The 22,184-nt window shown below is 24.0% G+C and carries 22 protein-coding genes; 9 read left to right on the forward strand and 13 right to left on the reverse strand.

Annotation, left to right across the window (positions count from 1 at the left end; all coding sequences use genetic code 11):
* Nucleotides 1–24: 24 nt before the first annotated feature.
* The 9 genes from IR152_RS16010 (at nucleotide 25) to IR152_RS16050 (ending at nucleotide 11,816) form a co-directional block, all read left to right on the forward strand.
* Entirely contained in the window at nucleotides 25–1,212 is a 1,188-nt protein-coding gene (locus IR152_RS16010; protein WP_227452913.1) for a DNA topoisomerase, read from the forward strand.
* A gap of 63 nt (nucleotides 1,213–1,275) precedes the next feature.
* Nucleotides 1,276–2,223 carry a hypothetical protein gene (locus tag IR152_RS16015; RefSeq protein ID WP_227452914.1) on the forward strand — a complete coding sequence of 316 codons (948 nt, stop codon included), beginning with the start codon at nucleotides 1,276–1,278 and terminating at the stop codon, nucleotides 2,221–2,223.
* A 376-nt stretch (nucleotides 2,224–2,599) separates the two neighbouring features.
* Nucleotides 2,600–2,875, forward strand: a complete 276-nt coding sequence (locus IR152_RS16020; protein WP_021424742.1) for a hypothetical protein — start codon at nucleotides 2,600–2,602, stop codon at nucleotides 2,873–2,875.
* A gap of 9 nt (nucleotides 2,876–2,884) precedes the next feature.
* A complete protein-coding gene (locus IR152_RS16025; RefSeq protein WP_095905020.1) occupies nucleotides 2,885–3,277 on the forward strand; it encodes a hypothetical protein in 393 nt (130 codons plus the stop codon).
* A complete protein-coding gene (mobP2, locus tag IR152_RS16030) occupies nucleotides 3,277–4,431 on the forward strand; it encodes a MobP2 family relaxase (RefSeq protein WP_095905019.1) in 1,155 nt (384 codons plus the stop codon). The genes IR152_RS16025 and mobP2 overlap by 1 nt, the downstream gene beginning before the upstream one ends.
* Nucleotides 4,432–4,461: 30 nt before the next feature.
* Complete coding sequence (locus tag IR152_RS16035; RefSeq protein WP_227452915.1) at nucleotides 4,462–4,665, forward strand: hypothetical protein; 204 nt, start codon at nucleotides 4,462–4,464, stop codon at nucleotides 4,663–4,665.
* A gap of 121 nt (nucleotides 4,666–4,786) precedes the next feature.
* Nucleotides 4,787–5,092, forward strand: coding sequence for a hypothetical protein (locus IR152_RS16040; RefSeq protein WP_227452916.1), 306 nt, complete (start codon nucleotides 4,787–4,789; stop codon nucleotides 5,090–5,092).
* Nucleotides 5,079–6,452, forward strand: a complete 1,374-nt coding sequence (locus IR152_RS16045; RefSeq protein ID WP_227452917.1) for an ImmA/IrrE family metallo-endopeptidase — start codon at nucleotides 5,079–5,081, stop codon at nucleotides 6,450–6,452. The genes IR152_RS16040 and IR152_RS16045 overlap by 14 nt, the downstream gene beginning before the upstream one ends.
* A 42-nt stretch (nucleotides 6,453–6,494) precedes the next feature.
* Nucleotides 6,495–11,816 (forward strand): cell wall-binding repeat-containing protein, encoded by a 5,322-nt coding sequence (locus tag IR152_RS16050; protein ID WP_227452918.1) that lies wholly within the window; start codon nucleotides 6,495–6,497, stop codon nucleotides 11,814–11,816.
* Between the two features lie 67 nt (nucleotides 11,817–11,883).
* Here the strand turns inward: IR152_RS16050 and IR152_RS16055 are convergent, their stop codons facing one another.
* The 13 genes from IR152_RS16055 to IR152_RS16115 form a co-directional block, all read right to left on the reverse strand.
* The gene (locus IR152_RS16055; RefSeq protein ID WP_227452919.1) at nucleotides 11,884–12,264 is read right to left on the reverse strand and encodes a type II toxin-antitoxin system death-on-curing family toxin; all 381 of its coding nucleotides are present in this window, start codon (nucleotides 12,262–12,264) and stop codon (nucleotides 11,884–11,886) included.
* On the reverse strand, nucleotides 12,264–12,431 hold the full coding sequence (locus IR152_RS16060) for a hypothetical protein (protein ID WP_227452920.1): 168 nt from the start codon (nucleotides 12,429–12,431) through the stop codon (nucleotides 12,264–12,266). Before IR152_RS16060 ends, IR152_RS16055 begins: the two co-directional genes overlap by 1 nt.
* An 86-nt stretch (nucleotides 12,432–12,517) precedes the next feature.
* Nucleotides 12,518–12,754: a hypothetical protein gene (locus tag IR152_RS16065; RefSeq protein WP_227452921.1), complete on the reverse strand. Its 237-nt coding sequence runs from the start codon at nucleotides 12,752–12,754 to the stop codon at nucleotides 12,518–12,520.
* A gap of 50 nt (nucleotides 12,755–12,804) precedes the next feature.
* Nucleotides 12,805–13,074, reverse strand: a complete 270-nt coding sequence (locus IR152_RS16070; protein ID WP_227452922.1) for a hypothetical protein — start codon at nucleotides 13,072–13,074, stop codon at nucleotides 12,805–12,807.
* Nucleotides 13,075–13,153: 79 nt separating this feature from the next.
* The gene (locus IR152_RS16075) at nucleotides 13,154–13,675 is read right to left on the reverse strand and encodes a hypothetical protein (protein WP_227452923.1); all 522 of its coding nucleotides are present in this window, start codon (nucleotides 13,673–13,675) and stop codon (nucleotides 13,154–13,156) included.
* 428 nt (nucleotides 13,676–14,103) lie between these two features.
* The gene (locus IR152_RS16080) at nucleotides 14,104–14,436 is read right to left on the reverse strand and encodes a BlaI/MecI/CopY family transcriptional regulator (RefSeq protein ID WP_227452924.1); all 333 of its coding nucleotides are present in this window, start codon (nucleotides 14,434–14,436) and stop codon (nucleotides 14,104–14,106) included.
* 307 nt (nucleotides 14,437–14,743) lie between these two features.
* Complete coding sequence (locus IR152_RS16085; RefSeq protein WP_227452925.1) at nucleotides 14,744–15,094, reverse strand: helix-turn-helix domain-containing protein; 351 nt, start codon at nucleotides 15,092–15,094, stop codon at nucleotides 14,744–14,746.
* A 150-nt stretch (nucleotides 15,095–15,244) separates the two neighbouring features.
* Nucleotides 15,245–15,853, reverse strand: coding sequence for a forkhead box transcription factor (locus IR152_RS16090; RefSeq protein WP_227452926.1), 609 nt, complete (start codon nucleotides 15,851–15,853; stop codon nucleotides 15,245–15,247).
* 91 nt (nucleotides 15,854–15,944) lie between these two features.
* Nucleotides 15,945–17,825: a group II intron reverse transcriptase/maturase gene (gene ltrA / locus IR152_RS16095; protein ID WP_227452927.1), complete on the reverse strand. Its 1,881-nt coding sequence runs from the start codon at nucleotides 17,823–17,825 to the stop codon at nucleotides 15,945–15,947.
* Between the two features lie 695 nt (nucleotides 17,826–18,520).
* A complete protein-coding gene (locus IR152_RS16100) occupies nucleotides 18,521–18,838 on the reverse strand; it encodes a hypothetical protein (protein WP_227452928.1) in 318 nt (105 codons plus the stop codon).
* 65 nt (nucleotides 18,839–18,903) lie between these two features.
* A complete protein-coding gene (locus IR152_RS16105; protein WP_227452929.1) occupies nucleotides 18,904–19,911 on the reverse strand; it encodes a hypothetical protein in 1,008 nt (335 codons plus the stop codon).
* An 804-nt stretch (nucleotides 19,912–20,715) separates the two neighbouring features.
* Nucleotides 20,716–20,940, reverse strand: coding sequence for a DUF6718 family protein (locus IR152_RS16110; RefSeq protein WP_227452930.1), 225 nt, complete (start codon nucleotides 20,938–20,940; stop codon nucleotides 20,716–20,718).
* Nucleotides 20,912–21,526: a hypothetical protein gene (locus IR152_RS16115; RefSeq protein ID WP_227452931.1), complete on the reverse strand. Its 615-nt coding sequence runs from the start codon at nucleotides 21,524–21,526 to the stop codon at nucleotides 20,912–20,914. Before IR152_RS16115 ends, IR152_RS16110 begins: the two co-directional genes overlap by 29 nt.
* Between the last annotated feature and the right edge of the window lie 658 nt (nucleotides 21,527–22,184).

The raw sequence follows: 22,184 nt of genomic DNA on the forward strand, positions 1-22,184 counted from the left end.
CTTTTTTAAATTGGAGGAAAAGATATGAAAAGTGTTATTATAGCAGAAAAACCTAGCCTAGCTCGTACAATAGTAGGTTCAATAAAAGAAAACTTTAGTAAGAAAAATGGTTATTATGAAAGTAATAAGTATATAGTTACATATGCTTTTGGACATCTATTTGAATTATTTGATATAGATGATTATTTAAATAGAGAAAAAACTTTTTGGAACATTAATGATATACCCTTTGTCCCAGAAGAATTTAGATTTAAATTAAAAAGTGATGATGGTGTTAAGAAACAATTTGATACAATAAAAGAACTTGTAAATAGATCAGATGTAAATGAAATAATAAACTGTGGTGATGCAGATAGAGAAGGGGAAGTAATAATAAGATTAATATTAAATGAGATAAAAACAGATAAAAGAGTGAAACGATTATGGTTACCAGCTCAGACAGAAAATGATATATTAAACGCATTAAATGATTTAAAAGATATTAATATATACGATAATTTATATCTAGAAGGTTTATTAAGAACACGTGTAGATTGGCTTTATGGTATAAATCTAACCAGATTTCTAACATTAAAAAAAGGTAAAACTTTATCAGTGGGGAGAGTAATAATTCCAATTGTAGAGGTTATTTATAAAAGAGATTTACAGATAGAAAAATTTATTTCTAAAGATTATTTTCAGCCTGAATTAACTATATTGAAAGATGGAGAAGAAATAAAATGTAATGTAAATGAGTTGAAATTTGATTCAAAAAGTGATTGTGATTCAGAAGTAATGAAACAAAAAGAGTATAATTTATTAGTTAAAAATATAGACATAAAAGAGGTCAAAAAGAGTCCTAGAAAATTATTTTCACTTGATAAACTTCAAAACAAATTATCAAAAGACTTAAAATTAAGTGCTGACGAATCCTTAAAGATTATACAAAATTTATATGAAAAAGGATATGTTACTTACCCTAGAACAAATACTGAATATCTTGCAGAATCAGAAAAAGGAAAGATAGAAAAACTTATAAATATACATGATTCTGAGAATAGAATATTGGAGATTAAAGATAAAAAGAGTATATTTGATGATACAAAAATTGAAAGTCATAGTGCTATAATACCAACTGAGAAAGTGCCAAAAGATGATTTAGATAGTATTGAAACTAGTGTATACAACATTATAAAAAACAGATTTTATGGATTTAAAAGGGAAATGGGTTAATTTTAGTTTACAATTTGATAGTAAAAAGATTAAAAGATAAAGCATAGAAAGGTAAGATTTTATATGGATAAAATAAAAGAAAAGGTAATGAAAATTTTAAATACATTACTTCAAAAATTAGATGTAACATATAAAAAAATAAGTAGAAATAAAGCCTTTATATATTATGTTATTCCAGTATGCATAATTCTAGGATTTTCATTTTTTTTTAATTCAAAAACTATTTTCTCATCTAAAGAGGATATAAATAGTACACCATTATATGTTGAACAAACTCTAGGAAGTACAAATATAGCTCTAATGAATAGAAGATATAATCCTATAGATAAAAAAGTAGAGTTTATAGTATCAGGAGAACAACAAGATAAATTAAAGGAAAGTAATTTAAAATTTGAACTAAGAGAGAAGAAGAATCCTACCGTTTCAATTCCTCTAGAAAGTAAGAGATTAGATGAAGATAACTATGTTATTATAGCAAAAATTCCTAAAAATTGGGAAGTATTATCTTTATCTGTTCTTGATGAAACAAAAGATTATTTGGATACTATTGATTCAGTAAAAAAAGAAACAGACTATATAGATAATATTAACAATTTAGATAAACAAACTACAAATAAAGATAACAGTAAAGTAAGAATTTATACAGATTCAAGAGAGATAGAAACAGATTATAAAATGAAAGAAAAGAATAAATATGAGTATTTAATTCAATTAACAAATAAGAAAATTGAATTTATAGAAAGTGAAATAGGTAAGCAAAATAAATTAATAGCTGCTGAAAAAGAAAAACAAGACAAGCTGATATATGAAATTAATAAAATAAGAAGTGATGAAATATATAGAACAGATAAAGAAAAAGAAGATGCTAAATATGAAATAAGTTCATTAGAAAGTACAAAAAAAGGTTCTAAAGAAAACGTAGAATTATATAATAATCAGATTAAAGAATATCAAGAAAAGATTAGTAAATTAAGATTAAAAGTGAAAGATTATGCAAGAAAGAATCATTAAATTCATACAAAAAAACATGTGTTTTTGGTGGTCTAAGAGTGGTCTAAAAGTGTGTTTTTGGATGATTTTCTGACCCCAAAGAAAATGACCTGTAAAATAGATAGTATTTTGACCTTAATTAAAGAGTTTTGCTAGGCTTTGCCTAGCTCCCCATGTTTATGAAATAAATGAAATTTATGTAATATGGGGACAAAAACTCCTTATGCTCTTTTTTTTAGGAGAAACGAGTAAAAAAAACTACCAATAATAGATTTTAAGAAATAAAGATGCGTATAAAAGTATAGAGATATAACTATGACAAATACAGGTTTAGAAATCTTTTTAAAATTCTTTGTAAAGAAATATAATATTGCAAAACAAAAGAAGGTGAAAGATATTGGGAGAAATAAAAATTAGAAATTTACCAGATTTTGTTATAGAAAAAATAGATATAATGGCAAAAAAAAATGGAATGAAAAGAGAAACTTTTTTAAGAAAACATTTAGAGAATTTAGTAGAATCAGAAGAGATATTTAAAATTGAGGATAAATATAAATTAATTTTAGAAAAGGCTTTAGTAATAATTGAACAAAACTCAGAAGAGATTCAAAAAAATAGAGAAGTGATGAATTTATTTATGATAGAAAATATGATCTCTTTAGATGAAAATTAGGAGATGAATATGCATAAAATACATGTAAGTTTGGATGATAAAAGTTTTGAATTTATAGAAACTTTAAAGAAAGAAAAAAACTGCAATAGGAGTAAGATTATATCAGATATAATAAGAGAATATATGAATAATATGAATGAAAATGAGATATTTGATATTATAGCTGATAAACTATTTGATAGAATAAAAATATACTTATCTAGTACTAAAAAGACAACAAGTATTATAGATGAAAATGTTCAAATATTAATAGAATTAATAAATGGGATTTATCTTAAAGAAAAATATATTGATGTAGTTTCAACTGATGTAATTTCTTCTAAAGCTTTAGACTCATCAAAAAAAATAGTTAAAGACAGACAGATATTAAATAAATATAAAAAGGAAGGAAAATTATATTAATGTCTACTCCAGGTGTTATACATAAGTCAAGATTTGTTATATCTACTTCAGAAGAATTTAAAAATTATATTGATTATGTTGATAGGGATGAAGCAATAAGAAATAATGCTTATAGTAGATATTCAGCCTATAATGATTACATGGGCAATCCTGAAAAAACAAGTGCTCTTTTTACACAAGATAGAAATTTTCTGAGAGAGAAAGATAAGGAAAAAGTAAAAGATTTATTTTCAATAGCGCAATCAAAAAAAAGCATAATGTGGCAAGATGTATTTAGTTTTAATAATGCATGGTTAGAAAAAGTTGGCTTTTATGATAGGAGAACAAAAGATATTGATGAAGAAAAAATAAAAAATGCTGTAAGGGCTTCTATGAAATATTGGTTTGAAGAAGATGGGCTTGATGGTAGTGCAATATGGAGTGCTGCTATACATTATAATACAGATAATATACATATACATATCGCTACATGTGAACTTAATCCACTAAAACAACGTGGTAAAAGAACATTAAAAACACTTGAAAATATGAAAAGTAAATTTGTAAATAATTTATGTAATGAAAAAGAAAGTTATAAAAAGATAAATGATATAATAAGAGAAAATATTGTAAGTGATATAAATTCAATTAATTATAATAAAAATAAATTAAAGAATTTATATAAGAAAGTAGTAGAAAATTTACCAGCTGATAGGCGACAATGGTATTATAATTATAATACAATGTCAGATGCTAGAGTCTATTTAGATAAGATAACTTCACTTTATATAGATGAAAAAAAATCTAATGATTGGAGTTTATTAATGAAAGAATTGGATAAGCAAGAACATATATTGAAAGAAGTTTATGGAAAAGGTAAAAATGAAAAATATAAACATTATAAAGATAATAAGATACAAGATTTATATACAAGATGTGGAAATCGCATATTGAATGAAATCAAGGAACATATAAGAATGGAGGAATTAAGAGAAAAAGAATTATTAAAAATTAAAGATAAGAAGTTAAGGGAAAAGAGGAATAAAAAGATTAATTTAAAAATATTTGCTTCTAATTTAAAGAAGTTAGAAAAATCTTTAAATGATGAATTTAATAGTTTGAAAAATCAAAGTTACTATGATAGATTGCAAGAAGAAAAAGAGTATAATATGTAAATTATAAACAATATAAGAGGAGTGATTTGAATGGATTTTATAATGTCAAATAATAATAAGGGGATAGTTACTAATGTATCTGGAGATATTTTAACTATAGAAGATATAGAAAGTAATGATGTTACAGAAATAATTACGAAAAAAGGGTTTGTTGAAGAAAGTGAAATAGAAATTGGTTGTTTTGTAGAATATGATAAATATAAAAAAATAATAATTCAAGAAGATATAGAATAAAAAGATGTCCCCAGGGGACATCTTTTTAATTTTAAAAATAAAAAATAGAGATTAATAATTTCAAAAAAATATCTTTAGAGGGCTTTTTTTAGGATGTGATTTTATAGAATTAGATAAAGAATTGGTAATAAAAAATATAAACAAGGGTTTGGATATTTTAGAAAGAATATGCACTTTAGATAAATTAGATGAAATTAATTATGAAAAAAATTTAAATGAGATATTTGAAATTTGTAATACACTAGAAATTATTAGTGTGTTTATTTGTAATGCAAGTGAGATAGTAATGAAAGCAATTAGTGGAATAATATGTGTTTCAAAAGTAATAGAAAATAACAAAGATTATTTTTGCAATAATGCTACATTTAGAAAAAGACAATTAATATTTTTAAAAAATAATGAGGTGAGCAAAATTGAAAAAATATAATAAGAAAGATATAGAAGCATTAAAATCTAAAATAGATGGTCATTTAAAATTAGTTGATAAAAAATTAGAACTACATCTTAACACAGAAGAAGAAGTGGAAAACTATCTTAAATTTATGGCAAAATTTTATGATTATTCAAATGGTAATAGAATTTTAATTGAAAATCAATTTAGGGGTGCAGAGGCAGTAGGTTCATTTGAATTTTGGAAGGAAAAAGGGTTTGCTGTAAAACGAGGAGAAAAGGGTGTAAAGATTCTTGTACCTTATTTTAGTAAATATTTAATGTATGAAAATGGAGATACAAAAAATATAAAGTATGCATCAGAGGAAGAGCTAGAAAAAGTTAAAAGAGGAGAAATAAAAACAAAGAAAAAATTATGTTATTACATGGAAGGAAATGTATTTGATATAAGTCAAACTACAGCTAAAACTAGTGATTTACCGAAGATTTTTCCTAACAGATGGCTAGAGGGAGATATAAGCAACTATAGTCTAATGTATAAAGGTATGGAGAATATCGCTGAAAAAATAGGTGCTAAGATTGTAGAGCCATATGAAGAACTTGGAGTAGCAAAAGGTGTTACATATGGAAATAAAGAAATTGCATTAAATCCTAGAAATTCTCAACTTCAAAATGTAAAAACCTTATTACATGAACTTGCACATGCAAAACTTCATGGAGGCAAAAAACATGAGAACTACACAATAGAAGAAAGAGAATTTCAAGCTGAAATGGTGGCATATACAACATGTAGTTATTTAAAAATAGATACAAGTGAATACTCTTTAGATTATATAAAACACTGGACTAAGGATACTGATATACGACATAAAAAAGACTTGCTAAAAGAGGTGTCTGATACTGTTAAAGAGTATATAGAAATACTTGAATTAACTTTAGAGAGAGAAAGAGAACTAACTAAAGGTAAAGAAAGCAATAATGAAGAACTAGAAAAAGATAACAATAATAGTAAAAATAAAGAATTGACGATAGAAGATACATATGTAAAATTTATTGGCAGTACAGCTAAGGAAATAGAAAGAGGTGATAAATGGCAGTTTAATTTAACAAATGAACTTATTGAAATGATGGAAAAGAAATATAATATAGATGAAATCACACATAAGGTGAAAATTAAATTATATAAAAATGAGAAATGTAGTCAATTACTTTCCTCAGAATTAGAATTTAATATAGGAGATGGAGAAGCAAGAGATTTAACAGAACACATTTTTATGGCTGTAAAAAAAGATGAAAAAGTTATAAAAGAAATGTCTTTAAGAAAAAATATTTTAAAAAAATTTAAATGCAATAATAGTACAAAGCAATTTAATAAAGAGTTTGACAGAGAAATGTAAAAAATATGTCCCCAGGGGACTTTTTTTATTGGAAGGAAATATATGAAAATGAAATTTTCAGATGAAAACTTGAAACAAAAAATGTTGTTACAGGAGTTACAAAACAGTTCTGAATTAAAAAAGCTACATCATATTACTGATGCAGATGAAAATAAAAAATATAATCAAAGGAGAAATTATTTTATGAATAAAAAGAAAATAATTAGTTTTATTATGTCTTTAGGGCTATTGTTTAATGCAAGCAATTTTGCTTTTGCAGAAATCAAGGAAACTTTAAAGGATAATTTTTCTGATTCTGAAGTTTCTAAAAAAGATATATTAGATAATGAAAAAAGTATTCAAGATGATGAATTTGTAGATATACAAGATAAAGAGTTTGAAGCTTTTATAAAATCTGAACTTAACAAACAAGGAATAGTAATAAACGATAGAATAAAAGCTCATGATATGCTACAAATAAGAGAGTTAAAAATTACTGAGAACTTTAATAGTATTCAAGGAATAGAGTATTGTAAAAACTTAGCTAAACTTACATGCTTTTCTTCTTTAGATTTAACTTATATATCAGATCTTAAATTATTAAGAGAAATGTCTGTTATAATAGATCAAACAGCTGATATATCTCAGTTAAATACTTTAAAAAATTTAAAGTACTTAACTATTTTTAGTAATGATGAAAGTAATGCTGAAATTGATTTAAGTAATATTTCAATGGATTTAAAATGTTTGAAAATAAGTAGAGTTAATATAAGTAATTTAGATACAAGAAATATAAATGGATTAGAAGAATTACAATTATATAATACAGGAGCTATTGATATTAATGAAATTAAAGATACTTCTATTACTAAATTAAGTATTGTTTCTAGCAATGATATCTCAAACCATATTGTATTAAAAAATTTAGATAATTTAAATAATCTACCAGGTTTGGAAGAATTAACTTTATCAAACCTAAAGATTAATAATTTAGAATTTTTGTCTAATTTAACTAATTTAACTGTATTAAATCTATCTAACAATAACATAAGTGATATAAGTAATATATCTAATTTAAACAATATTACTGAATTAAAACTTTCTAACAATAATATAAGTTCTATTGAGTCACTTAAAAATTTAATTAATTTAGAAAAACTTGATTTATCTAGTAATAATATAGAAAATGTAAATAGTTTATCAAGTCTAAATAATTTAAGAAATTTAAGCATTAATTATAACAATATCTTTGATATAAGTGAATTAAAAAATATTAAAGGTGAAATAAATGCACATAATCAAGAAGTTATACTTCCTTTTGAGTCAATAAGTGAATTTGATAAAATAGAAATTGAAAATCCAGTTAAATCTAATGATGATATAAATTTTGATTTTAATGGTATTTTTAATAAAGTAGAGAATACACTTACTTGGAAAATAAGTAATGAAACTTTTGTATCAGCAAAATTTAATAATAATAATGGTTTTTCTGGTACTTTAACTGTGCCAATTGAAGTGAATTCGGATATTAAAATTAATATACAAGATAAAGTTCTGGAAGAAGATATAAAACAAAGTTTAAGAGATCAAAACATATATGTTGATACAATAAGAAGAGAAGATTTAGCAAATTTAAGATATTTAAGAATAAGTGATAATGTAAAAAGTTTGGAAGGAATTCAATACTGTAGAAATCTAAATAATTTAGTATTAAATACAAGTATAGATAATATAAGTCAAGTTAATATGCTAAAAAAACTGAATAAACTAACTATAAATACTACTAACACATATGATTTAAGCTTTTTAAAAAATTTAGAAAATCTAGAAACACTCGAGTATAATGATATATCTGAAATTAATAAAGATATATTTGATTTAGATTCTTTTAATGATTTAAGTAATCTAAAAAGCATTAAAATATCAAACAGAAATATATCAAATAATAATGATTTAAATAAACTTGTAAATTTAACAAGTTTAGAACTTAATAACACAAATATAACAAATCTAAAATGTATAAAAGATTTAAAAAATTTGGAAAAGCTTTATATATCTTCAAATGAGTATGCAGAAAATGAAATAAATTTAAATGAAATAAAAGAAATAAGTAGCTTAAAAAATCTTGAAGATTTAAAAATTGAAAATGTAAAACTTGAAGATTTAACTGGAATAGATAATTTAACAAATCTTAAAAACTTGAATTTAGATAATAATAACATAAAGAACATAGAACTTTTAAAAAATCTAACTTGTAATATGTCATTAAATAATAATGCTATTAGTGATATTTCAATGTTAGATTTTAATAAATTAAAAAATAATACTATAAATATTAGTAATCAAAAAATTATTTTGGAAACAATACAAATTAATTCTGATATTGTAAAATTAGAAAATCCAATACGTTCTAACGGTGTTTTAACATTTAAAAATAAAGATGGCGTAACATATAATGCATTAGAGGATATATTTGTATGGGAGTTTAAAAACTTCAGTAAAACAAAAGTTGATTTTAGTAGTAATTTAGATTCTAAAAAATTTTTTAATGGTTCTTTTATTATTAGACTTGTAGAAGGGTCAGATGAAGATGTTGTAGATATCAAAGATACAAATTTAAAGACAATTATTGAAAAAGAATTGGTATCAAATTCTGTAATAAATAAAGGTGATGCTATTACAAAATCTGATTTAAATAAAATAAAAAGTCTTAAAATAACAGGTGATGTAAAAAATTTAGATATACTAAAATATTGCGATAATATTATGTATTTGAACTGTTATTCTGAAGTGACAAGTATAGAGTCATTAAAATATTTAAAAAATTTAAAAGAACTAAGTATAAATGTTAGTGAATTAGAAAATTGTAGCTTAGATGCTATCAAAGACCTAATAGATTTAGAAAAAATAGAAATCATTGGAAATGGAAATGATTTTTTAGATTTGAGTAATTTAATAAAACTAAAGAAATTAAAAAATCTAAAAATATATGGAAAGAAATTTATTAATGGAAATGTATTAAAAGAACTTAACCTTAAAGAATTAAATTTAACAAACAATGGTTTAAATGATATAAGTTTTCTAGCTGACTTAAATTTAGAAATTTTAAGTATAATGTCATTTAATAGTGAAGATAATCAGAGTACTTTAAATAATCTTAATCCTTTAAAAAATATGTTGAGTTTAAAAAAGCTATGTATTACAGGAACAAATATTAATAATATTGATGCTCTTGAAAATTTAAAAAATTTAGAAGTTCTTAACCTTTCTCAAAATAATATTAATAATATCAATTGTTTAAAAAATTTAATTAATTTGAATGAGTTAAATTTGAATAGCAATAGTATAAGCTCTATATTTCAGATAAAAAATTTAATTAAACTTAAAAAATTAGATTTATCATTTAATATTATTGATGACATATCGGATTTGAAAAATTTGCGAAATTTAGTACAAATACAATTAAATTCAAATAGAATTAAAGAACTGAAAAATCTTGAAGAGTTAACTAATTTAGAAACACTTAATCTTTCATATAATAAGATAAAAAGTATAGAGGAAATTAAGAATCTTAGAAATTTGAAGAATTTAAGAATTAATAATAATAATGTAACTAGCATAGAACCCCTTAATGCCCTGTCAGGTTGCACAATTGACTCTGATTATAACAAGATTTATGATATTAGTAATATTGATTTAAGTAAAAATACTATATCTCTAAATAATCAAAAAATAGATGTTATAGGTGATAGAATTAATGAAGATGATAGATATGTAACTGTAAAAAATATATGTAAATCTAAGTCTAAATTGAACATAAATGTAATAGATGGACAATATAATGAAATTGAAAATGAAATAAAATGGGAAAAGAATAATCTTTCTGTGTTCAAATACGAATTTAATTCTACAAGTTTTAATGGTGAAGTCTATATTCTATTAAATTCTATAGCTACACCAATTATTGAAGCTAATGATATTATGATTGAAAAAGGTTCTTCATTTAATCCATTTAACATCGACATATTTGCAGTTGATAGAGAAGGAAATGATATAACAGATAGGATTAAAGTAATAAAAAATACTGTTGATATAAATAAAACTGGTATGTATGAAGTTACTTATAAAGTAACAGATGATGACAATTTGTCAGCAGAAAAAACTATACAAGTTGAAGTCATAAATAATAATCTTATTGCTCCAGTAATATTTGCAAAAGATGTAATTATACTAAAAAAAGACTCTGTATTTAGCATCCTAAACGGAGTAACTGCTATAGATAAAAATGGAAAAGATATAACGGATAAGATTAAAGTAATAAAAAACACTGTTGATATAAATAAAACTGGTATGTATGAAGTTACTTATAAAGTAACAGATGATGATAATTTGTCAACAGAAAAAACTATACAGGTTGAAGTTATAAATAGTACTTATAATGATTCCAACAATAATAGTTCTACACAAATTACTACAAATGAAATAAGTGGAAAAGACAGATATGAGACATCTATAAAAATTAGCGAAAAGTATTTTGATAAAGCTGAAAATGTAGTATTAATAAATTCAGAAAAAATGGCAGATGCTTTATGCTCAACACCATTTGCAAGCATTAAAAATGCACCTATTTTACTGTCTTCACAAAATAATTTAGACAGTAGTGTAAAAAAAGAAATAAATAGATTACAAACTAAAAACATCTATATAATTGGAGGTTTAAAAGTAATCGGAATAAAAGTAGAAAAAGAAATCGAAAAAATGGGAATAAATGTTATTAGGATAGGAGGAACTGATAGAATTGAGACAAGTTTGTTAGTAGCAAAAGAAATACAAAAAAATAAAAAAATAAAGAATGTGGCTTTAGTAAATGCATATACAGGTCTCGCAGATGCTGTAAGCATAGCTTCTGCATCTGCTACAAATAATATGTCAATACTTTTCACAGATAAAGATTTTTTGGACAAAAATATAAGTAATTTTATTAATTCTAATAAATTAAACTCATATATTTTAGGTGATATAAACTCAATTTCAAAAAATATTGAAAATGAAATTGCTTCAGACTATAGGTTTTCAGGTAAAAATAGAATTGAAACAAATGTAAAAATAATAAGCTATTTTTATAAAAATAAACATTTAAATAATATATTTATTGCTAAAAGTGGAATTACAAATGAATCTCATTTAATTGATGCGTTATTAATTAGTATCGCTGGTGTTAAAGAAGAATCACCTGTTTTATTAGTAGGGACTGTATTAGATTTAGATAAATATCAGAAAGATTTTATTATTAATAAAGAGTTTAAATGCATTACTAGGATTGGAGAAGGTGAAAATGAAAATGTTTTTAATGAAATTATAAATTTAAAGTCTAACGAAAGATAAGTATTAAGAGATAGTATGTATATAGTATTGTAAACAATAAAAAAGATGTCCCCTGGGGACATCTTTTTTATTGTTTATGTTTTTTTATCCAATTAAGAATATATGTTTCATCAGCAATGTTAGAAGCAACTTCTAATCCTAATGTAATAAGTTCACTTTGAGAATATTCTATTGAAATCTCATTTAATTTACATAATAAAACCATTGTAGAAATACCAATTCTTTTATTGCCATCAATAAAACAATGGTTACTTATTAAACTATGTGTTGTAACCGATATTTTTTCTTCAATTGTTTTATATAGGTCAACTCCAGAAAAAGTTGCATTTGCCCTATTGAGAGCACTATCTAATAATTTTATATCTTTGACACCCTGAGAGCCACCACTTTCAGTTATTATTTTTTGATGATATTTTAAAATCTCATCTAATTTTAATGATATATACATTATTCAGCCAACTTTCTTAGAGCTTCAATATTATCATTTATTGTATCATCCATCATTTTATCAAGATTTTTTTTGGCGTTAAAATTTAAAAGTTCTTTTATTACTTCTTCCTTTTCATTTTCATTCAAATTATAGAATTCATTTATGATATTTTTTGCTGTAGCCACAACTATCACTCCTTTTTATGCCTTTATTTTTATTATATCATAATTATATCATTTAAAAATTGTATTAAAACTATCTATGTTTATTATTAGCAGTTAAATATATTTAACTCTACTTTCTCTATATTAATAAAGTCTATATTTTTATTTAATGTTTTTATATTTATATTTGAATTAAGATTTATCTCTAAATTTGTATCAATTAGATTTTCTTTTTTCATTTTTATAATACATTTATTTAATTCTTGCTTTGATGAAGCTATTCCAATGATATTAGACTCATTAGAAGAGTCTCCAAAAGTTTCAGATACAATATATACTTCCATTATTAATACCTCCTAAAATATTTAATTTGTTAAATTTAAATTTCACATATTTATATATTTTTGTAAAAATCTATTTTATTAATTTTTTTCAATTCATTATATTTATTCATGCAAGTGCTTTGAGTCCTTTCAAGTGCCATACTTAAATTCTTCCAGTTCATAGAAGGACGCATTTTACATAAATAGCTTAATTCTTTTATACTCCAATTCTTTCCATGTCTACGATGAAATTCTTTATTATATAACATTCTGTGATTGCTTTTATAATATTCAATTCCATCAATGAAATAAGTCTCAATTTTTTTATTATGATATATCATTTTATCCTCCAGAATAATTATTTTATTTATCCAACTGAAATATGTACTATATTTCAGTTGAATATTATATAATAATAGATTACTTTTTATTTTTTAGGTCTCTCATATACATTCTAATTAATGCATCATCACCAAGTATCAAAGAATGATAAAATAAATTTAAAATGAAATGAACATTTTCCCTATTTACTATAAAAGCTAAATTTAAATAATAATTTGATTCATATTTATATTGATTTTTAAAATAAAGCTTATTTTTGATAGTTTCATAGACTTCTAATTCATCAGTTTGTAAATTATAAATATAAGCATATTCACAAAAAACACCTTTTAGTAAGAAACTTGAATAATTTTTAAATTTTTCTTTTTTTAAACTAAAAATACTTAATGTATCATTAACATGTGCATCTACTGAATTATCCCATGTTTTTGATTTGAACATATCAATAAAATCTTTTTTTGAATAGTCACAATATATTTCTAAAACATCAAGCCCCTTATAGATAAATTCACTTGATTCATGATTATAAATTCCAAATACGTTATTTGTATTATCTCTTCTTTTTGTAGTTCTATAACCTATTAATCCTCTTGTACTCATATTATTTTCCCCCTTTAAATTTTAAAACTAATAATTTGTGATATACAAACGTGAGTTGTTTTTTTGTTGAGCATTAAATAGACTATATTTTTTGTTTGTCAAAAAGTTTACTAGACTAAAAAAATATTAAGATGCTGTTTATATTAATATTTTTTTAGTCGGTTTTGACAATAAAAAAAATATAGTCTATGCTGTTGCGAAAAAAAAACAGAGTGAAGTATTTTACTTATAATAAAAAATATCTTTACATAGATTTTCAACATTACATTATTTCTATAAAAAGGGGGTGTCATTCTAAAATAAAGAAAGAGCTGTTTCAAAATAGATATAAGCCTATTTTTCATTGTTGAAATGATAAAAATATGTTTGATTTCATACAAAAAAAGCGTCCCATGAATTAAAAAATTCATTTTGAGACACCCTTTTTCTTATTTTTTTTGAGTTTTGAGAATAACAAGTAAAGAATCAATTAAGCTTTCTATTGAATTATCATGTATATCTTCTAAAAATTTTTTTGTTGCAAATTTTATATATTCTTCTTTAGTTATTAATATTCTATAATGTGTCAATCCATTTATTTTTTCTGCATTTAGGAAATGCTTTTCAACAAGCTTTTTTAAAAAAGTGAGTGTAGTTGTTGTTTTCCAACTATATTTTTCTCTCATATTTTCAGTTACCATTTTAGATGTAACTATATCATTTATTTCCCAAATAAACTTCATTACTTTAAATTCCGATTTTGGTATTTTTTGTATATGCATATAATTATAATCCTTTCCTCTATACCTATATTTCCAAGCTAGTAATTATATATATAATTTTGATGTTTATTTATATATTGTTTACATATAACTATGTTTTTCGTAAATATAAATACAGTCTATGTATTCAACTTCTATTGTTTTTTTTATAAATTTTTTACCATTTTTTGCTTCAATTTTTATCATATGGACTCCTTTTATACCACTTATAGATATTAAAATGATAAAATATATACTATATATATTTTATCATAAAATAAAAAAAGATGTCTAAATTAATCTAATGACATCTTTTTTTATTAAATTTCTACTTTGATACTTCTCCATATTCAATTATTTCTTTTATTAATTTAAGCATAATTTTTTGTTCTTTCACTGTTAAAGCATCAATTAATTCATAACACTCAGAAGATACTGTCTCAACTTCTTTTTCATTTAATATAATATTTTCAAATAGAACTTCTAATGGTAACTCTAGTGCATTAGCTATCTTTAAAAGACTATGAAAAGAAGCTCTTTTTTCTCCTCTTTCAATTTGACCTATATATGTGTAAGCTACCCCGATTTTTTTACCTAGTGTTTCTTGACTATACCCTAAGCTTTTTCTAAAATTTCTTATTCTTTTACCAATTATACTGTATATTTTATCTAAATCCATTTGCACCCTTCCTATATCACATTATTTATAAAGAATGTTTTCTTTTAATAATATGCTATGTATACTATGAGTGTTCCCTAATGAATAGTAATTATACAGATTACATGCTATAGGTTCTGAAAAAATGTCCCCTGGAGACATTTTAAATTATTATATTAGACTCCATAAACCTCTATCAATTCTATGAAATATTTTATTTTTTTGAAGAGTCTGTCTAATTTTTTCTTTCCAATTTTTGTTTGAATTACATTTTTTATGTCCCTCTATTTTAGCGTATATTTCATTTAAATAAGCTTTTTTATCTAAACTTTCCAGTACATTAGCAACTAAATCTTTCCATGTGATTTTGAGACTATTTCTTATGTCAAAGTAATCAGATTTTACTATGCTAAATGGAATTATAAGAGGGTTATCTTTTCTTAATACTAAAATATATTCATGTGAGATTCTTATAAAATTATTATTTGAATATATCTTATTATCACTCATGCAATTATTTTGTTGTTTTATAATAATTTGTTCTGTAGTACCAATTCTATTTATATCTAATAACATAGAGTAAAGTTTTTTGTTTTTTTTGACATCAGCCATTAAAATAGCTATCCTACCACCTTTTTCAAGTGTATTAAACTGTTTTGTTAAACAAAAATTTAGTTTTTTTATAAACTCATAATAATCTTCTATATGAGATAAATCATTTTTTAGTATTTCATTTCCATATACATTTCCTGAATATTTTATTATAACAATAGGTAACAATCATCTTCAGCATTACCTGTTAAGAGTTGTTTTCCCCTGTTTCACACCGGACATGCGACTTTCATCGCATCCAGCGTTCCATCAATTTTATTTAATCAACAATTAGTTTTTTCCTAAATTTTATTGCGTTTTTGATTGCTTTATCTGAAAATCCATCTTGGCTTATATTTTCATGTATTAGCTTATTACATTTACTATGTGTAGATAATAGGTTTTGAACTTTGTTTATCTGTGATAAAGGAAGGTTTTTGCTTATATGGTGACAGTGAAAATTATCTCCATTTATTATAGGTTCTCCGCAAATTTTACATATTCCCTTATCTCTATTGAAAGCATACATTCTATTCATGAAATACTCATAATTATAGATTTCTTTGGACTTACCATACTTATTAAATTTAAGAATATCAGGAGCTTGTAAGATTTCTTCCATTCTTGCCAAAGGCAGTTGCTTACATGTTCTTTTGAAATGCAACTCCCTTCCTTTACTAGAAAATGGTGTTTCATCCTGATTCTTATTATAAATTTTCTGATATTTACAAAATGCTGGTGATGTTATACCTATGAATTGTTCATTGGGTAGTTTTATTGCTGGTATCCATGTTGAATAATTGGAATGCAATGCTATTAAATTATTTACTTCATGTGCAGGCTTAAGGATAACTCCTTTTCGCCTTAGTGAATTCATTGCAACTGTTGTTAATCTTCTATGGTATTTTGCTAAACTGAAATATACCATATTGGCTGCACTGTAATAATTTATAATACCTCTTATCTTACTGTTTATTTTGCTAATACGTACAATTAAATCTTCTTTATGCATTGATAGTCTTAATATTTTAATGTCTTGAATAATCTCTAGCATTTTATTATCAATTCTTTCTTGCTTTGGTTTTACAACTGGCTTATATCCTTTTCGCATTTTAGGCTCTTTAATTACTTTGTAGGTAAATCCAACAAAATGTATTGGTTTCTCTTTAATATTAGTTATTAGTGTTTTTTCATCTGATAGTTTTAGCTTTAAATTAGTCTCTAAGAATTTTGAAATTCTATATTTCCATTTTTCAGCATGTTCTTTACTATCAGTTAAGAGTATCCAATCATCTGCATATCTTATTAAATATGTAGGCTTAAGTTTTGAATATCTACGTAAAGATTGATATTGATTACGTTTACTAGAGTAGTTATTTTTAGTAGTTTTGTTTTCCCATTCCTTAGTAATCCATTTATCCATTTGATGTAAGTAGACATTTGCAAGAATAGGACTTATGATGCCACCTTGTGGTGCTCCTAGTTTATTTTTCTTACATTCATCCATTATTCCAGCTTTGAGCATTTCTTTGATAATCATTAGTACCCTTCTATCTCTTATACCCATGTGGTATAATTTTTTAAGTAATATTGTATGGTTAATATTATCAAAGAATTTACTTATATCTCCTTCAACTATCCAGTAGTAACCAACTCTATTAACTTGGTCTTTAATTCTTTCTAGAGCCATATGAGCATCTCGCCAAGGACGAAATCCATAAGAATGTTGGAAAAATTGAGCCTCGAGAATTGGTTCAATGATTAATCTTACACATTCCTGGATGACTCTATCTTTAATAGTTGGAATACCAAGTGGTCGTTTTTCTTGTTTTCCTGGTTTAGGAATCCATTTTCTTCTTACCATATCAGGTTTATAGTTTGTAAAACTATCTTGAATATCAGTTATAACTTTATAGTAATCTTTTTGCAAGTAATCTTTATCAATAACCTTTCGGTCAACTCCTGGAGTTTTAGAACCTTTATTTGCTTTAATATTATGGATAGCAGTCATTATGACCACTTCACTAGACATTATTTCTACTAGACCCTTAAACTTAGGTATTTCTTTAGCTTCAATGCATTTAGATGTTATTTTATACATTATATCTTGAATTTTCTTTAATTCTGTTTCATTTTCAGGTGCTTTGAATTTTTGAGCCATAAACATTCCTCCTTTCGGATTTTTGTTTAGGTTTTAGTCAGGTACGCACAACGGCTTCCTCAAAACTTACTAATTGATAAATAATAAAATTGACTATGCCCCTTCGCCATGTAATAGGCTTTCCCCATCTCAGACTACTACGGGCTGCTGCCACCCAATTTCAATAGTCATTTCCTACTATTTAGATACATCACATTCTATTATGTTTAACATTATCTATCAGGCTTCTTTTGTTCCCTACAATCTAGCTTTGCATATTACCTTAGTGTCCGTGTCTACTCCGTCAGCCATTCATTTATCCTCTGTAGGTGGATTAAGAACTTATATCCTTTTTGGATATAAACAGTAACAAGGAGAACATAAGCCTTTACTGTGACTGAAATCCCTTTTGGGACTATAAATCTTCAGTTCGATTTACCCTACTTTACGAAGCGTGCCTCCCACGATTTTTCCTAGCTATCGAGCAGATAGCTCCAATACACATAGTAATTTTATAGCACCCCACATTACTAACTACCATCTCAGGTCGATTTTTATGTGACTTCACCGAGCTTCATACCAACTATTAATAGAAATGGTCAGCATGTCGGAGGATTAGGTTCTAGTGTACCTACATTTACACCATTCAGGTTTTTCACCTGCAATCTCAATTATAGAGTTCATGAACTTCTATTCTAAGAATTTCATGTCTGCTTTTAGTTCTTGTTTCCAAGAGTGTTGTGCAGAAACAAAACGCACATATCCCAATATGGGGGATGCCAGAAAATAAATTCATTTCTTTCTTTAATGTCATTGTCAATTAAATCAAATCCACTATTTAAATCATAGCAATTTGATGATATATTTAAATACTTTGCTACATCTTTTGTTGTAAAAGAACCAGACATATAATCACTAACTTCATCAAACTTATATACTTTATGTAAGTCTAAAATAATTTTTCCACTTGTATTACCTCTATAATTGCTTTTTCCAAAATAACCTCTATCTTTATAATTTACAATACTATTCATTTTTTAACTCCTTTATAGATAGGAAGCTAATAATTAAATTAGCTTCCTAAAATATTTAATTTATATTAAGCTTCTTTTTTAGCATTTTTTTGTAGGTAATATATTAGCCATTTTTTAGCATCTTCTAACGTTTCTGTTGTTTTAGTACTGTATAGTTCAACACCACTTTTAAAATATATTCTCCAAGTTCCCCAATTTTTTAATATAAAGAAATTATCATATTCATGCATTGTCATTGCAAATGTTGTATTACCATCAAATATATTATCAATTGCAGAAGTATTAATATTTTTTTTAATTCTTTTAAATTTAGGAATCATTATGTTTTTTGTACCTTCTTCAAATTCTTTTTTTTCTTTCAATTCTTTTTCTTTTTGTATTTTATATTTTGTGTTTTTACATTTCTCATAAAAGTTATCTTTCAAATCAATAGTATTCATCATAAGTTTATGTTGCTTGTCGTTAATTTTTTTGTCTTTTGTTGAATTTCTGCCACCTCTACCAGTTATTAACCATGATGGATTATTACCTTTATGATTTAGATATTTAATATAAGCTTCTGTATAATTTTTTTTGAATCTTTGTAAGGCTGATTTTAAGTAATGTTCAATTTCTAAATTAGTATTATTTTGTAGTGTATTCATAACAAGTTTATTAAAATATATCAATTCATTTTGTAAACATTTTGTGTGGTCTGTTTCTGTATTTCTAAAAAAAGCATTTTCGTTCTCTCGTTTACTTATTTGAGCAGGTACTATGTAACTTTCTATATCATCTATATCAATTTCAGCTAATTTATTTTTTATGTTTATCTGTTTTTGTTCTTTATATTCATTGCTTTTATCTTTAATTTCTTCCATTGTTGTATCAGTTAAAGAGTTTGCAAAAGATATTGTTTTATCATTTTGTTTAGCAAACCAGCATTTATTATATCTAGACCATTTAAAATTATTAGATTTTAATAAATTTCTAATTTCCTCTGATGGTTTATCATTAAAATGTAATTCTATACCATTTTTTTCTTCATTTAAAACTACTGTTACATCAATATCAAAAGTATTATTGTTATTCATAATTTCATAACCTCCTTAAAATAGCAACTTGTGAGTTGTTTTTGTTGAGCTGAAGATTTCATATTTGCATTAGTTTGTCAAAAAGCTTTGCTAAGTTTAACTTTTTTTTGCCAATGTCTTTAGGCTAAAAAAAGTTAAACTGGTTTTGATAAACTAAAAAAATATGATAAGCTGAGGTGGCAAAAACAAGAGTAGAATACATTACTTAAAAATAAATTCTTTACTTTAACTTAGATATGAATAATAAAAAAACAAAGATTACTATTATGTAATTAAATAGAATCTTTGTTTTTACATTAAATTATATTTTTATTTTTAATAGAATTACTTTATCTTATAGAGTTTTCTATCGCTAATATTCTCTAATACTTCAAGAGCAGTTAGATAAAAGATATTTTTATTATGTAATTTAGTTATATATATACAAAATATAGCTAATGTCGCTAAAATAAATAAAATATTATATAATAAATTAAAATTACTATACTTTATAGAAATAAAACTTATAGAACATATATAACTTATATAAAATGATGTTAAAATATATTTAATTATTTTAAAGTTGTATTCTAATTGTGCTAGATGTGTTTTAAGTCTAACTTTTTCAATACTTATGTTTTTTTTATAACGCATATCATCAAGACTGTTATAAAACTTATAATTTAAATCATAATACATTTGAATTTTTTTTATTAGTCTTATTATAAAATAATTTATAAAACAATTCTTTTTCTATCAAATCATCATCTCCTTTAAATACAATAAAACAGACTTATTGAGTCTGTTTTATCATATTAAATTTAGTTACATTTTAAGAACTTGATATATAAAATCTCCTTCATTATCTAAAAATTTATATGGTTCATATTCTCCAAATGACTTTGTATCTCCCAAAACAACTATTTGTACATTTTTTTCTAATGTAGCAAGAGATAAATATTCTGTTAATGCACCCAGCTTTTCACCTTGTTCAGTTCTTAAAGCCAAACAACCTACATCATCAAATTTCTTTGCTATTATGTAGCACATCTTCTATCACTCCTTTAAATTCCTCTAAATTTTCAAATTTACCTTCATCAAATAATTTTCTAATTTCTTTTCCAATTGAATTATTCTTTGTATGTTTATAGACATATATATGTAGTAAATCATTTATTTGTCTATCTATTTTAGTATTTACCTGTAATTCAATTGGATAATGAAAATTTGATTTTTGATAATACAGATGAACTCCTCTGTATCCATCATCATTAGCTTTTCCAGTTCTCATATCTGCTAACCTAAAAGAAGATAAATCTTGTTCAGATAATTCATAATAACTATCTACTATTATTCTTATGCCTAATAAATCATTAAAACATTTATTCAACTCAACACTTGGATAATATTTATCATATTTAATTAAACATGAATGATAAGATTTTATTCTATAAGAAACAGGAAATTTAAAATCTATTTTTCTGCTATTTAAGTATCTACTTATATTTCTTATTTCTTTAAATATATCATCTTTATTAAACTTTCTTAAAGTATTTTTTAAACTTTTTCCTAATTTCGATTCATAACTAAGTTCATCCAATATATTTTCTGTAATACCATAAAAATTAAAACTCATAATTTCACCTCGTTTATAATCTTATTATACCATACTAGGCAAAAAAAATAAACCCTTTTATTGCCTAGTGTGATATGATATATATCAATATATACTAGTAAATAACTATATTGTAGAGAATGAATAAAAATAAATATAAATATTAACTGGGTATAAAAAGGGTTGACAAAAAATGCCTATAATGATATAATATAAGTATAAACAGAAAGGAGTGATTAAATTAGATGTTGAATCTGTAAATAGTGAGTTATATAAATTAAAAAATAGGAGGAATTTTGTGATTGGAAACTTGATTATTATAACTAAAAAAAGTGCCCAATTTGGACACTATCTTGATTAAATAAACTTTGCAGGGTTTTATTTAATTATTCTAATATAAGTATAAGATAAAAAACAAGAAAAATCAATATAAAAAGAAATATAGTGTAAGTAATTAGATGGTATTTATAGTAGTTTAAATATACTCTTATACGATATAATACTTAGAATACTAAATATATAGTTGTAATAATTATAGTATTTATAGTAAACTAAGTATAGAATAAAGTAGAATTATAGGAGTGTATATAGAACTATGGAAGTAGTAAAAGTAAAAACAGAAAATGGGAAGGAAAGATACTTTGTATCAGATGATGATGGATTACCAATAGAGCCTATA

This window comes from Clostridioides sp. ES-S-0108-01, assembly GCF_020662285.1.
GTDB lineage: Bacteria > Bacillota > Clostridia > Peptostreptococcales > Peptostreptococcaceae > Clostridioides.